Origin of the sequence: Nonomuraea sp. PA05, assembly GCF_008086045.1 — a bacterium.
GTDB lineage: Bacteria > Actinomycetota > Actinomycetes > Streptosporangiales > Streptosporangiaceae > Nonomuraea > Nonomuraea monospora.
In genome coordinates this window covers 13,770-27,784 of record NZ_VSEY01000016.1, presented here as the reverse complement: position 1 = coordinate 27,784, position 14,015 = coordinate 13,770, and the positions used below count along the sequence as shown (strand labels likewise).

General features: G+C 70.2%; 10 protein-coding genes. 6 read left to right on the top strand and 4 right to left on the bottom strand.

Features of this window, described 5'->3' with window-relative positions:
- Window positions 1-41: 41 nt before the first annotated feature.
- From FXF51_RS24775 to FXF51_RS24750, 6 genes are all read left to right on the top strand, one after another.
- Window positions 42-2,516, top strand: coding sequence for an ATP-binding protein (locus tag FXF51_RS24775; RefSeq protein WP_148437053.1), 2,475 nt, complete (start codon window positions 42-44; stop codon window positions 2,514-2,516).
- Window positions 2,513-4,915, top strand: a complete 2,403-nt coding sequence (locus tag FXF51_RS24770; protein WP_148437052.1) for a type IV secretion system protein — start codon at window positions 2,513-2,515, stop codon at window positions 4,913-4,915. The genes FXF51_RS24775 and FXF51_RS24770 overlap by 4 nt, the downstream gene beginning before the upstream one ends.
- A 2-nt stretch (window positions 4,916-4,917) precedes the next feature.
- The gene (locus tag FXF51_RS24765; protein ID WP_148437051.1) at window positions 4,918-5,538 is read left to right on the top strand and encodes a hypothetical protein; all 621 of its coding nucleotides are present in this window, start codon (window positions 4,918-4,920) and stop codon (window positions 5,536-5,538) included.
- Window positions 5,535-6,629 (top strand): NlpC/P60 family protein, encoded by a 1,095-nt coding sequence (locus FXF51_RS24760; RefSeq protein ID WP_148437050.1) that lies wholly within the window; start codon window positions 5,535-5,537, stop codon window positions 6,627-6,629. Before FXF51_RS24765 ends, FXF51_RS24760 begins: the two co-directional genes overlap by 4 nt.
- Window positions 6,626-7,018, top strand: coding sequence for a (deoxy)nucleoside triphosphate pyrophosphohydrolase (locus tag FXF51_RS24755; RefSeq protein WP_148437049.1), 393 nt, complete (start codon window positions 6,626-6,628; stop codon window positions 7,016-7,018). The genes FXF51_RS24760 and FXF51_RS24755 overlap by 4 nt, the downstream gene beginning before the upstream one ends.
- Window positions 7,019-8,522: 1,504 nt before the next feature.
- Window positions 8,523-9,869 carry a hypothetical protein gene (locus tag FXF51_RS24750; RefSeq protein ID WP_148437048.1) on the top strand — a complete coding sequence of 449 codons (1,347 nt, stop codon included), beginning with the start codon at window positions 8,523-8,525 and terminating at the stop codon, window positions 9,867-9,869.
- 57 nt (window positions 9,870-9,926) lie between these two features.
- Here FXF51_RS24750 and FXF51_RS24745 read toward each other — a convergent pair whose 3' ends face one another.
- The 4 genes from FXF51_RS24745 to FXF51_RS24730 all read right to left on the bottom strand — a co-directional run bounded on the left by FXF51_RS24745 (window position 9,927) and on the right by FXF51_RS24730 (window position 14,015).
- The gene (locus tag FXF51_RS24745; protein ID WP_148437047.1) at window positions 9,927-10,676 is read right to left on the bottom strand and encodes a succinate dehydrogenase/fumarate reductase iron-sulfur subunit; all 750 of its coding nucleotides are present in this window, start codon (window positions 10,674-10,676) and stop codon (window positions 9,927-9,929) included.
- Complete coding sequence (locus FXF51_RS24740) at window positions 10,673-12,574, bottom strand: fumarate reductase/succinate dehydrogenase flavoprotein subunit (RefSeq protein WP_148437046.1); 1,902 nt, start codon at window positions 12,572-12,574, stop codon at window positions 10,673-10,675. The genes FXF51_RS24745 and FXF51_RS24740 overlap by 4 nt, the downstream gene beginning before the upstream one ends.
- Window positions 12,575-12,586: 12 nt before the next feature.
- Window positions 12,587-13,372 carry a hypothetical protein gene (locus FXF51_RS24735; protein ID WP_148437045.1) on the bottom strand — a complete coding sequence of 262 codons (786 nt, stop codon included), beginning with the start codon at window positions 13,370-13,372 and terminating at the stop codon, window positions 12,587-12,589.
- A gap of 202 nt (window positions 13,373-13,574) precedes the next feature.
- A complete protein-coding gene (locus FXF51_RS24730) occupies window positions 13,575-14,015 on the bottom strand; it encodes a response regulator (protein WP_148437044.1) in 441 nt (146 codons plus the stop codon).

Below are 14,015 nucleotides of genomic sequence, written 5' to 3'. Positions count from 1 at the left end.
AAGCGAGCAGGTCTGGCCCGTTCATGCGCCGAGGGGGCGGCATGAGCAGGGCGTCCCGAGCGCACCAGCGCCTCGCGGTCCGCTACTTCGACGACCGCATCCTGCTCACAGACACCTGCGCATGGGCGTACTTCCGGCTTCCGACGGTCAGCTACGAGTTCGTCACGCCGGAAGAGCGCGAGGCGCTGGCCACCAACATCACGATCGCGCTGGCGGCGATCAGGATGCCCGACGCCGAGGTCCACCTGCGGGTGGCGCACCGCACGTATCCCGCCGCCGAGTGGGCCATGGCGTTGAACGCCACCTCCGACGAGGGGTCCGGCTGGCGCGACTACCTGGAGGAGATGTACCGGCACGTCTGGGCCAAGGACTTCTGGACCAAGGAGGTCTACCTGGGCGTGCGGCTCGGCCCGCGCGGCAAGAAGCTCGGCAGCGGCGTGTTGTCCCAGCTCTTCGGCTTCTACCAGCGTACGGAGAAGGCGCTGGGCATGGAGGACGACCACGTGCCCGACAGCGAGATCGGGCGGTGGACGGAGCAGGCGGAACGGCTCGGCCGGGCGCTCGCGTCGAGCGCTCTGTACGCCCGTCACGCCACCTCCGTCGAGGTGGCGTGGTTGTTCCAGCACGCGGCGGCCGGCGCGGTGGGCGATCCCGCGCCGTCGGCGAGCCCGCGCAGGCGCTGGGGCAGGGGCGAGATCGAGTCGCTGGTCGAGGGTGAGATCCACAACGGCAGGTCGCTGCTGCGGATCGTGCAGCCGCAGGGCGACTCGTACGTGTCGTACCTGTCGTTCGCTCGGTTCCCCGATCTGATGCCGTTCCCCGACGGCGAGCCGTGGATGCACTTCGCCGACCAGTTGCCGTTCCCGGTGGAGGTCTCCTCGCGGATGCGGCTGATCCCGCCGGTGAAGGCGTCCAAGGACGTGGCGCGCAAGCTGGCGCACGCCCGCGACATGGACCACCACATCCGCGAGGCGGGCGCGGAGGCGCCGCTGGCGCTGGCGGAGCAGATCGACGCGGCCCGCATGCTGGAGCACGGCATCACCAAGGAGCGGCTGCCGTTCGTGTACGGCTGGCACCGCCTGATCGTCTCGGCCCCGACCGAGGACATCTGCGTGCAGCGGGTGGAGGCGGTGGTGGAGCACTACCGCGACATGGGCATCGACGTCGTGAACTCGACGGGCGACCAGTTCTCGCTGTTCCGCGAGTCGCTACCGGGCGAGAAGGTGGGCATCAACGCCTACGCCCAGCGCCAGCCGCTGCGCACGATCGCGGGTGGCATGGCCACGGCGACCGTCGATCTGGGCGACCGGCTGGACGACGGCAACGAGGGCTGGCTGGGCCCGTACATCGGGGAGACGGTCGGCAGGGCGCGCAGCATCGTGCACTTCGACCCCCTGGTGGCGGCCACCCGCAACCGGCCGACCGCCATCGCGATCACCGGCGAGCCGGGCGGCGGCAAGACGACGCTCGCGCTGCTGATGATCTACCAGATGGCGTTGCGCGGCGTGACGGTCGCGGTGATCGACCCGAAGGGCGACGCGGAGTCGCTGGTGCAGCTCCTGGAGAAGCGGGGCCGCAAGGCCCGGGTGATCCCGCTGGGGTCGGCCGCGCCGGGGCTGCTCGACCCGTTCTCGTTCGGCGACGACATCGCGGCGAAGAAGACGATGGCGACCGAGACGCTGCGGCTGCTGCTGCCCCGCATGTCGGAGGAGCGCGAGTCGGCGATGATCCAGGCGGTGGCGGCGGTCTCCAACGGCGAGGACCCCTCGCTGGGCAAGGTCGTCGACTACCTGGAGCAGGCCGACGACCCCGCCTCGAAGAACCTCGGCGCGGTGCTGCGCTCGATGTCCGAGATGCATCTGGCCAGGCTCTGCTTCGACCCTTCCGGCGGCGACCAGATCGACACCGAGGGGTGGACGACCGTGTTCACGCTGGGCGGCCTGACGCTGCCCGACGTGACCACGGGCAGGGAGGACTACTCCTACGAGCAGCGGCTCTCCGTCGCCCTGCTCTACCTGGTGTCGCAGTTCGCGCGCAGGCTGATGAACGGCCTCGACCGGCGCGCCCCCAAGGCGATCTTCCTGGACGAGGCGTGGGCGATCACCTCCACACCCGAGGGCGCCAAGCTGGTGCCCGAGGTCAGCCGGATGGGCCGCTCCCGCAACACCGCGCTCGTGCTGGTCTCGCAGAACGCGGGAGACCTGCTCAACGAACAGGTGACCAACTGCCTGTCGTCCGTGTTCGCGTTCAGGTCCACCGAACGGGTGGAGGTGGACCACGTCATGTCCCTGCTCGGGGTGGAGCCGTCGGAAGAGCACAAGGCCGTGCTGCGCTCGCTGGGGAACGGCGAATGCGTATTCCGCGATCTGGATGGCAGGGCGGGCCGAATCGGAGTAGACCTGATCTCCGAGGAGCTTCTCCGCTGGCTCGACACGAACCCGACACACGACAAACCCGATGGCACCGGGCATGATCTTCAAGGGGGCGTGGGCAGGGCGCAGGAGGTACGGTCATGAAGATCCGGCTATCCCGACGATCGGCGGTCGTGCTCGCGATCGTCGGCGCCGTCCTGGCGGTCCCGCTCGTGCTGGGCGCCGCCACCACCCCGGCCGCCGCGGCCCCCTGTGACCTGTCGGGCCCGCTCAACGTCGAGATGGTCGGCAGCGGCGTCGACGGCCTGATCCAGGCGCCGGCCCCGGCGGGCGGCCCGCAGGCGCCGACCACGAACTACGGCCAGTTCGGCATGAGCGGCCAGTTCTGGCACACGCACGACCTGACCTGCTCCGACTACGTGGCCGTGCTCGGCAACATGTGGGCCAACGGCATCTTCACGGCGGCCAAGGCGGTCGACCGGCTGACGATCACCACGTACCAGGCGGCGGCGACGGAAGGGCCGCTGCAGTCCATCAAGGACGTGGTCGACGACATCGTCACGAACCTGTCCAACGCCATGTACTGGCCCTACCTCCGCCCGATCGTCATCCTCGGCGCCATCTGGCTGGCCTGGTACGGGCTGATCCGCAAGCGCGCCACCACGACCGCGGAAGGCGTCATCTGGATGGTGCTGGCGGTCACCGTGGCGGTCTGGTTCTTCAGCCGTCCCGGCGACTTCACCGGCCTGGGCAAAGTCGTCACGGACAAGACCGGCGAGGTGGTCAACTCCGCCTTCTCCGGCCTGCCGGGCGCCGGCGGCGCGTCATGCCTGCCCCCGCCCGGTACCGCCAACCCGCAGGTGCAGGCCGGCGGGTACGCCCAGACCGGCACGGCGGGCGTCGACCAGAACGCCGACGCGCTGTGGTCCACCCTGGTCTGCAAGCCGTGGCTGGTGGGCCTGTTCGGCACCGCCGACCCGCAGCAGCCCGTCGTGCGCGACTGGGGCCGCAAGGTGCTGGAGATGCAGTCGGTCCCGCCGCCGCAGGCCGGCCAGCCCGCCCCCGACGTGGGGGCCAGGCAGTCGGAGTACGCCTCGCTGGCCGAGAAGCTGAGGAACGATCCGCGCTACGCCACCTTCTCGGGACGCGACTGGTCGAACCGGCTCGGTGTGGCCGTCGGAGCGTTCATCGCGGCCCTGGTGGCCGGGCTGCTCATCTTCCTGGTGGCGGTATCGCTGCTGGTGCTGAAGGTGGGCTTCCTGCTGCTGCTCATCCTGGGGCCGATCTTCCTGCTGATCGGCGTGCATCCCGGCAGCGGGCGGATCATCGCCATGCGCTGGGTGGAGATGCTCGTCGGCACTCTGCTGCGGCAGGCCGTGCTGACGATCGTGCTCAGCGTGCTCGTGTACGGGTACGCGCTGATCATCTCGACGGCCATGCCGTGGGGCATGCAGGTGCTGTTCATGGCGTTGCTGACGATCGCGGTGTTCTTCTACCGGCGGCCGTTCCAGCACCTGTTCGCCTCGATGAGCGGGCACACGGTCACCACCCGCATGCTCGGCGAGGCCGCCAGTTCCTCCGTGCTCGAACGGTCGGCGGGCGCGCTGCCGCCGGTCGCCTCCGCCAGGATCGGCCGCTGGGGCCTGCGCAAGGCCGAGCCGCTCATCAGGGCCGCGGGCGCGGCCGGCGGCCCGGCGGGCGCAGCGGCCTCCGCGGCGGCCGGACAGGTGCGCGTACGCGGCGAGGAAGGGGAGGGCGCTCAGGCGGGCACCCGCATCCCGGCCACGGCGGCTCCGCTCGACACCGACGCGCAGGGCAAGGCCGCCGGACGGGCACCGCTCGAACCGCGCAGAGGCACCGCGCCGCCGCTCAACCTGGGCGGCACGGCCGGTCGCGGCCGGGGCCCGGCAGCCGGTGGGCCCCGGGCGGGCGCAGGGGCGCCGGCGTCAGGCGGCTCAGGCGGCACGGGCGGGTCCGGCGGCACCGGCTCCGCGGGCGGCTGGTTCGGCGGGGCGTCCGGCGGTGGCTGGGCCCGGCGCGGCGGGCCGGCCGGAGGATCAGCCGGATCGGCGAGTGGCACGCGTAGCACGGGCGCCCGCACGTCGCGCTTCGGCGGCTCCTCAGGCGGATCGGGCGGATCTGGCGGCTCGGGCGGCACCCGCTCGCGCGGCGGCTCCGGCGGGGGCGGCCTGTTCGGCGGTGGCTCGCGCGGCTCCGGCGGTGGCTCGCGCGGCTCGGGCGGCTCGCGTGGCTCGGGTGGCGGTCTGTTCGGTGGCGGTTCCAACGGCTCGAACGGCTCGCGCGGCTCACGCGGCTCGGGCGGTCTCTTCGGCGGCGGGTCAGGCAACGGCGGGTCCCGGTCGGGCGGCGGGTCAGGCGGCACGTCGTCCGGCCCGCGGATCTTCGGTTCCGACGAGCCGTCGTCCCGCACCTCGGAAGCGCCCCCGCTCTGGCTGCGCAGCGGCCGCAACGGCGGCGGCTCCGGAGGTGACAGCACCGACGTGCCGTTCTGGCTCAAGCCGAACAACCCGGACAAGGACTGAACATGGCGCAGCCAGGTGACAGGCGGGGGGTGGCCTTCGCCGCCGTCGTCGTGGTCATCGCAGCGGTCGGCATCTACCTGACGATGTGGCCGGACTCGTCCGACCAGGCCGCGCCGGAGCCGGAGGCGAGCGTCGCCACCAGCTCCGCCGTGGCGTCGAGCACGCCGCTGGCGACCGCCAGCGCCGCGCCGTTCGACGTCTACGCGTACCTGCCGATGCAGAAGGAGCAGCTCGCCGCCGCGGCGGACCTGGCCGAGCGGTTCACCGCCGCCTACGGCACCTTCCGGTACGACGAGGACCCGGCGGCGTACGCGGAGCGGCTGAAGGCGTACACGACGCCGGAGCTGGCGGGCACCCTGACCAGGACGGTCACCTCCGCGGGCTTCGTCGAGCAGAACCGCAACGACCAGACCGTCTCCACGGCCACGGCCCACCTGAAGGAGATCAGGCAGGTCGAGAAGTCCTCCATCGTGTTCGTGGTCACCGCGAACAGGCAGGTCACCGCCGCCAGCGGCAACAAGCTGGCCACGGAGGAGTACGCGGTCACGGTCAGCCAGCTCGGCGCGGACTGGCGCGTCTACGACATCCTGCCGTCCACCGAAGGCCAGGAGGGTGATCAGTGAAGCTCTCTCGCGCCCGGCTCGCTCTGATCATCGGCGCGGCGGGATTGCTGCTTCTGGTGGCCGTCATCGTGTCGCCGCTGCTGCTGATGTCGATGCCGTCGTTCCTGTCCGACGGCGGCGCCACCATCGACTGCGAGGACACCGCCCAGGTCGAGGAGGTCTCCGACTCGGCCACCTCCGACATCCCGACCGAGTACCTGGAGCTGTACAAGGAGTACGGCCAGAAGATCGGCGTCCAGTGGAACATCCTGGCCGCCGTCGGCAAGCGCGAGACCGATCACGGCCGCTCCACCCTGCCCGGCGTCAGCAGCGGCACCAACGCCGCCGGCGCGGCCGGGCCCATGCAGTTCCTCATCTCCACGTGGGGCGGCAAGGCCAGGATCCCGACGTCGTCCCAGTTCAACGGGTACGCCTCCGACGGCGACGACGACGGCGTGGCCGACGTCTACAACCCGGCCGACGCCATACTCGGCGCCGCCAAGATGCTCAAGCGCAACGGCGCCCCCGAGAACGTCCGGCAGGCGCTGTTCGTCTACAACCGGGCCTGGTGGTACGTCGACCAGGTCGAGGAGATCGCCAGGAAGTACGCCAAGTCCGGCACGGTCAAGGTGCCGCCGCAGGCGTCGGAGGACTGCGACGAGCCGCTGGTCGAGGCCGCGCCGAGTGACCTCGTGGCCAGGATCCTGCAGTACGCGCTGGCCCAGCGCGGCAAGCCGTACCTGTGGGGCGGCACGGGGCCCGACTCCTTCGACTGCTCGGGTGTCATCTACGCGGCCTACAAGGCGGCGGGGCTGGCGATCCCGCGCACCACGTTCACGCAGTGGCCGTTCGGCGTGAAGGTGTTAGAGGGTGAGGAACAGCCGGGGGACCTGGTGTTCTTCAACGCCGGTCCGGGCACCTCGGCCGACAACCCCGGCCATGTCGGGCTGGTCGTGTCGAAGGGCAAGATGCTGGAGGCCAGGTGCCGGCTGTGCGGGCCCATCAAGGTCACCAGCTACCTGGCGCGTGACAACCGCGTCGGCTTCACCCGTCCGCTGCAGAACCCCGATGTGCTGGAACAGATCAAGAAGCTGCAGAATCCTTCCCTATGAGCATTGTGGTCGTCGCCGCGGTGATCGTCGCTCCTGGCGGGCGCGTGCTGGCAGCCCAGCGCGCCGAGCCCGCCGCGCTCGCCGGCGGCTGGGAGTTCCCCGGCGGGAAGGTGGACCCGGGGGAGAGCGAGGAGCAGGCGCTGGTCAGGGAGTGCCGGGAGGAGCTCGGCGTCGAGGTGGCGGTGGGCGAGCGCGTCGGCGGTGACTGGCCGCTTGCCGACGGGTACGTGATGCGCGTCTGGTTCTGCTCCCTGCTGTCGGGGCGTCCTGAGGCGAAGGAGCATCTGGCGCTGCGGTGGCTCGGGCCGGGGGAGTACTACGAGGTGGAGTGGCTGGGGGCCGATCTGCCGATCATGAAGACTGTGGAGAATCTGCTCCTCCGTGATTAGGACATCCCTCTCTGTGACATAGTGATTACTGTGCGTAATTTGTCGCGGCGGGGGAGTGGGGAGCCATGCGGAGGAGCTGGGTCGTCGGCGGTGTGCTGATCCTGGTGGCTGTGCCCTCCGTGCCCGTGGCGGCGGCCGGGGTGTCGCTGGTGCTGGAACAGGTCAGCGGGGTTGACGGGGTCGGCGAGTGGGTCAGGACCGGGGACACGCAGCGGTTCCGGGTGCGGCTGAACGGGATGGCGCGGGGGGCTCGGGTCGCGGTGGCGGCCAGTCCTGTGGAGGCGTTGGCTGAGGTGGCCTGCGTGGCGGGGGCTGGGGCGCCGGTTGGGGCCTCCAGTGCGGCTTCTGCTTCTGGTACGGGTCCTGTTCCTGGTGCGGGTCCTGTCCGGGTCGGGAGTGCTTCCGTCGTCGGGGAGATTCCTGCAGTCGGTGGGACGTCCGGCGTCGGCGGGCTGTCCGTGGCCGGGGCGGTGACCATGCGGGCGTTGGCCATGGTGGGGGGCTCGGCTCCGCGGCTGTCCGGGGCGCGGGTGTGTGCGTTGGGCGAGGTCTCGGGGGAGCGGGCGGTGGATGTCACGGTTCGTGCGCCCGCCGGGGGTGAGGAAGTGGTGCTGGCGGCTGTGGCTCGGGTGCGGGATGTCGGGGATGGGGGGTTGACGACCATGAGCAGGACTGCGGCTGTGTGGGGCGGAGAGGTGATCCCGGGGGACGCGGCTACGGTCTCCGGCTCTGTGGATCGGCTGCAGCCTCGGCGGGCTGAGGCGCGGGTTGTGGCTCCTCGGGCGCGGGTGGCGTCGCGTCGCGCTCGGGCGGTGACGGGGGCTGGGGGTGCCGGGCTGCTCGCCGCTCCTAGGGCGGTTTCCGGTGCGGTCCCAAGTGCGGTGCCGGGTGCGGTCCCAAGTGCGGTGCCGAGTGCGGTCCCGGGTGCGGTCCCAAGTGCGGTGCCGGGTGCGGTCCCAAGTGCGGTGCCGAGTGCGGTCCCGGGTGCGGTCCCAAGTGCGGTGCCGGGTGCGGTGCCGGGCGGCGCGTCGCAGCGCACGGGCGTAGGCGGCGCGGGTGCGGGTGCGAGCGGCGCGGGTGCAAGTGCCAGTGCGGGTGGTGTGAGTGCGGCTGGGGTGCCGGTGCCGCTTGGGGTGGTGCCGCAGCCGTTGGTGGCCGCACCTCAGGCCACCCCCACCCTCCCCACCGCGGTTGTCCCGTTCCAGCGCGACTCCGCCGGCGGGGAGGCGCCACTTCCGTGGGGGATGGCCGTGTCCGCGAAGCCTGTTGTGCCTGTCCGATGGGTCAGCCCGATCGACGGTCCGAAGGCTTTGCCCTGGGCTGCCGGGGGTATCGGAGTACTGATGGCCGCCCTGTGGGCCGTTGTCACGGTACAAAGAGGCCGTAACCGCAGAAAGGTGTTGTAATTCCGTCTTTACTGTTACTTTTACCCGGCTAGTATTCCCTTGACCATGGTTCCGGGACTACGCGGAGGGCACCGGTGGCACGCAGGCGAGCGACAGCCGTGTCCGCTATTGTCCTGGCGCTCGGATTGACGGGCGCCGGCGCGACGCCGTTCATCGTGCAGAGCGCGAGCGCCTCCGTGGCGTTCGACCCGGTGGAGCCCTGCGACCCCGACGTGACGCTGTGCAGCGACGTCAACCCCGAGACCACGATCACGGTCACCACGACGTTAGGCTCGCCGAGTCCCACAGGGCCCGAGGAGGCGCCGGAGACGACGGTGACCAAGACCGTCACCGCTACTCCGACGAAGACCACCAAGGCGCCGACCCCCACGAAGACGACCAGCGCGCCCGCGACCACGCCCGCGGCGACGCCGCCGGCGCAGAACCCGCAGCCGCTGCCGACCCAGACCGCCGAGGTGCCGCCGGTCACCCAGACGACGCCCACGCCCGAGCAGTCGGTCGAGATGCCGGCCATCGCGCCGACGGAGACCGTCAGCACCCCGCCGCCGAGCCAGACGCAGGCCGCCTCCACCGAGGAGGTGCCGCTGGAGCTGCGCAGGGCGGCGCCGGAGTTCGACCAGACAGACCTGACGCGCAAGCTGAGCATCCCGGCGCTGGTGCTGGTGCTGCTGGCGCTGTTCGCGGTGCTGATCTTCGAGGGCAGGCTGCGCAGGATGGCCCACGCGGCGGCCGTGCGCAAGGCGGGTCCGCCGCCGATGACCGGCCCGATGACGAGCCCGATGACCGGTCCCGACATGCATCCGGCCGGTGGCGGGTATCCGGCGGGCCCTGGTTACGCCGCCACCGCTGGTGGCTTCCCCGCCCCGGCTCCGGCGTATCCGGGCGGTACGGCGTACGCGCCGATCATCAGCTTCGTGCCGGTGCAGACCTATCCGAGCGGCCCGCCCCAGTACGGCTACCAGGACCCGAACCACCCGTACCCGCCGCAGGGCTACACGCAGGAGCCGCCTCCCGCGGACCCCGAGCCCGTGGTGCTGCACCCGGACGAGTTCGACTCCTACAGCGAGCCGCCCAGGTCGCGCGAGCGTGACCCGTTCGAGCCGCTGGTGCCGCCCGCGCCGGTGCCGACGGACATCCCGCCGGGCGGCGCCGACCCGTACGACGGCGGCGTGGAGCAGCCACTCGGCCCGGCGCCCTTCGCGGAGTCGGGCGACGCGGTGCCGTGGGAGCAGGAGCAGCCCGGTTCGCTGTTCCAGCCCGTGCGCGACAAGGGCACCGCCGAGTACGAGCCGCCGCCCTACCTGGCTCCCGACGCGGACGTGACGGCCGTGCAGCCGCTGCCTCCGCCCGCCACGGAGCCGGAGCCCCAGCCTGAGCAGGGGCCGGAGCCGACGAAGGAGATGCCGGACAGCACGCGCCAGCGGTTCGGCAGGAAGAAGAAGTAGCAGCGGACATGAGAAGGGCGGGGCCGGGTGAACCGGCCCCGCCCTTTCCATCGGTGGCTACTTGCGCCTGAGGATCTTGTTGCCCAGCCACACCAGCGGGTCGTACTTGCGGTCCACCACGCGCTCCTTCATCGGGATCAGCGCGTTGTCAGTGATCTTGATGTGCTCGGGGCAGACCTCGGTGCAGCACTTGGTGATGTTGCAGTAGCCGAGCCCGTGCTCCTCCTGGGCGGCCTCCTGACGGTCGGCCACGTCGTACGGGTGCATGTCCAGCTCGGCGATCCGCATGAGGAAACGGGGACCGGAGAAGTTGGTCTTGTTCTCCTCGTGGTCGCGGATCACGTGGCAGACGTTGTTGCACATGAAGCACTCGATGCACTTGCGGAACTCCTGCGAGCGCTCCACGTCGATCTGCTTCATCCGGTACTCGCCCGGCTGCACCCCGCTCGGCGGCGTGAAGGAGGGCACCTCCCGGGCCTTCTGGTAGTTGTAGTTGACGTCGGTGACGAGGTCCTTGATGACGGGGAACGTCCGCATCGGCGTGACCGTGATGGTCTCGTCCTCGGAGAAGGTGGACATCCGGGTCATGCAGCCCAGTCGTGGCTTGCCGTTGATCTCCATGCTGCACGAGCCGCACTTGCCGGCCTTGCAGTTCCACCGGACGGCGAGGTCGGGCGCCTGGGTGGCCTGGAGGCGGTGGATGATGTCGAGGACGACCTCGCCCTCGTTCACCTCCACCGTGAAGTCCTCGAGCCTGCCCTCGCCGCCCTCACCGCGCCAGACCTTGAACTTTGCCTTGTAGCTCATGACTTCGCTATCCCGTCGAACTCGGCCATCTCTTCGTCGGTGAGGTACTTCTGCAGCTCGTCCCGGTCGAACAGGGTGATCAGGTCGTCGCGCATCGGCGGCTGTTCCTGCTCCTCGACCTTCACCGCGGAGCCGTCCTGGGTGGAGCAGACGAGCAGCTTGCGGCGCCAGCCGGGGTTCATGCCGGGGAAGTCGTCGCGGGTGTGCCCGCCGCGGCTCTCCTCGCGCTTGAGCGCGGCGCGCGCCACGCACTCCGACACCAGCACCATGTTGCGCAGGTCGATCGCGAGGTGCCAGCCGGGGTTGTAGATGCGCGAGCCGGCCGCGCCGACCATGCGCACGCGCTCCTTGAGCTTCTCCACGACGCCGAGGGCCTCGGAGATCTCCTCGGCCTTGCGGATGATGCCGACCAGGTCGTTCATGGTGCGCTGGAGCTCGTGGTGCACCTCGTACGGGTTCTCGCCGCTGCGGTCCAGCGGCGCCAGCGCCTCTTCCCTGGCGGATTCCACCTGCTCGGGCAGCACCTTGGGCCTGGCCTTGAGCGAGTCCACGTACGTGGCCGCGCCCGCGCCCGCCCTGCGCCCGAACACCAGCAGGTCGGACAGCGAGTTGCCGCCCAGCCGGTTGGAGCCGTGCATGCCGCCGGAGACCTCGCCGGCCGCGAACAGGCCGGGCACGGCCGCCGCGCCGCTGTCGGCGTCCACCTCGACGCCGCCCATGATGTAGTGGCAGGTGGGTCCCACCTGCATGGGCTCGGCGGTGATGTCGACGTCGGCCAGCTCCTTGAACTGGTGGTGCATCGACGGCAGCCGCTTCTTGATCTCCTCGGCGGGCAGCCGGGTGGAGACGTCGAGGAACACGCCGCCCTGAGGTGAGCCGCGCCCGGCCTTCACCTCGGCGTTGATCGCGCGGGCCACCTCGTCACGCGGCAGCAGCTCCGGAGGGCGCCGGTTGTTGGCCTGGTCGGTGTACCAGCGGTCGCCCTCCTCCTCGGTGGTGGCGTACTTGTCCCTGAAGACGTCCGGGATGTAGTCGAACATGAAGCGCTTGCCCTCGGAGTTGCGCAGCACTCCGCCGTCGCCGCGGACGGACTCGGTGACGAGGATGCCGCGCACGGAGGGCGGCCAGACCATCCCGGTGGGGTGGAACTGGATGAACTCCATGTTGATCAGGTTCGCGCCGGCGAGCAGGGCCAGCGCGTGGCCGTCGCCGGTGTACTCCCAGGAGTTGGACGTGACGACGTACGACTTGCCGATGCCGCCGGTGGCGAGCACCACGGCGGGGGCGTCGAAGAGCACGAAGTTGCCGGTCTCGCGCCAGTAGCCGAACGCGCCGGAGATCGCGTCGCCGTCCTTGAGCAGCCGGGTGACGGTGCACTCGGCGAAGACCTTGATGTAGGCCTCGTAGTCGCCGTGCGTCTCGTAGTCCTCCTGCTGGAGGGCGACGACGCGCTGCTGCAGCGTGCGGATGAGCTCCAGCCCGGTACGGTCGCCCACGTGTGCGAGCCGCGGGTACTCGTGCCCGCCGAAGTTCCGCTGGCTGATCTTGCCGTCCTTGGTGCGGTCGAACAGCGCCCCCCAGGCCTCCAGCTCCCACACCCGGTCGGGGGCCTCCTTGGCGTGCAGCTCGGCCATCCGCCAGTTGTTGAGGAACTTGCCGCCCCGCATGGTGTCACGGAAGTGCACCATCCAGTTGTCGTCGGAATTGACGTTGCCCATCGCGGCGGCGGCGCCGCCCTCGGCCATGACCGTGTGCGCCTTGCCGAACAGCGACTTGCAGACGATGGCCGTGCGCTTGCCCTGCTGGCGGGCCTCGATGGCGGCTCGCAGGCCGGCGCCGCCCGCGCCGATGACGACGACGTCGTACTCGTGGCGCTCTGTGTTGTGCGTGTTTTCCACTGAAAGCTGTCCTTACGCGTACGGGAAGGCGATGATGCCCTTGGCCACCAGGCGGACGTACAGGTCGGCGCCCATGACGGAGAACATCGAGGCCCACGCGAGGGGTTGGTGCTTGGCGTTGAGCTTGGAGACGAACGTCCAGGCCCGGTACCGCAGCGGGTGGCGGGAGAAGTGGTTGAGGCGTCCCGCGGTGATGTGCCGGCAGGAGTGGCACGACAGCGTGTAGGCGTTGATCAGCACCGCGTTGGCGATCAGGACCCAGGAGCCCAGGCCGAGCGGCTTGTGCACGAGCGCCAGGACGGCGTCGTAGGCCAGGATCAGGCCGATCACGATGGCGCCGTAGAAGAAGTACCGGTGGATGTTCTGCAGGATGAGCGGGAAGCGCCGCTCACCGGTGTACTTGCCGTGTGGCTCCTGCACCGCGCACGCCGGCGGGGACAGCCAGAACGAGCGGTAGTAGGACTTGCGGTAGTAGTAGCAGGTCAGCCGGAAGCCGCCGGGCAGGCCAAGGATGATCAGGCCGGGCGGCAGGGCGTACCAGTCGCCGATCGGCGCCCAGCCCAGGAAGCGCGCGCCCTCCTCGCAGGAGGTCGCCAGGCAAGGCGAGGCGAACGGGGCGATGTAGGGATCGACGAAGTAGCTGTTGTCGATGATGGCCCATACACCGTAGATGAGGAACGAGCTGAGCCCGAGGAATGTCAGGAGCGGGGCCAGCCACCATCTGTCTGTGCGCAGGGTGCGCACCTTGACTTGCGCACGCTGCCGTCGGACCGGAGCGTCGGGCGTCGTCTGGGTCATCGCGGACCTCTCCACCTCCCGCGGACCCATCTGCGCAGGGGGTCCGTGGTTCGTTTCGCTGGGCGCGCTCACACGGCGGAATCCCGCTCGGGCGCGCATTGGTGGGGGATACGTTACGACGACAGGATCGAGATTTGTGAGCGGGGTCACTCACTTTTTCGATGACTGACTGTGATTCCTGTCACGTACGCGCGTCAGGCTGCTACCCCTGCACCGGCAACTTCACCACAGTGACGAAGAAATCATCGATTTGCCGGACAACACGGATAAATTGCTCGAAATCCACCGGTTTCGAGACATATGCGTTGGCGTGCAGGCGGTAACTGTGCAGGATGTCCTCCTCCGCCTCTGACGTCGTCAGGATCACCACCGGGATCGTCCTGAGCATCGCGTCCGCCTTCACCTCACGCAGCACCTCCATCCCGCCCATCCGCGGCAGGTTCAGGTCCAGCAGGATCAGGTCGGGCCGCGGCGCCTGCGCGTAGCCCTCGTCCTGGCGCAGGAACGCCATCGCCTGCTCGCCGTCGTTGACCACGTGCAGCCGGTTGCGCACCTTGTTCAGGTCGAAGGCCTCCTTGGTGAGCAGGATGTCGCCCTGGTCGTCCTCCACCAGGAGCACCTCGATCGGCCGCCAGCCGTTCAT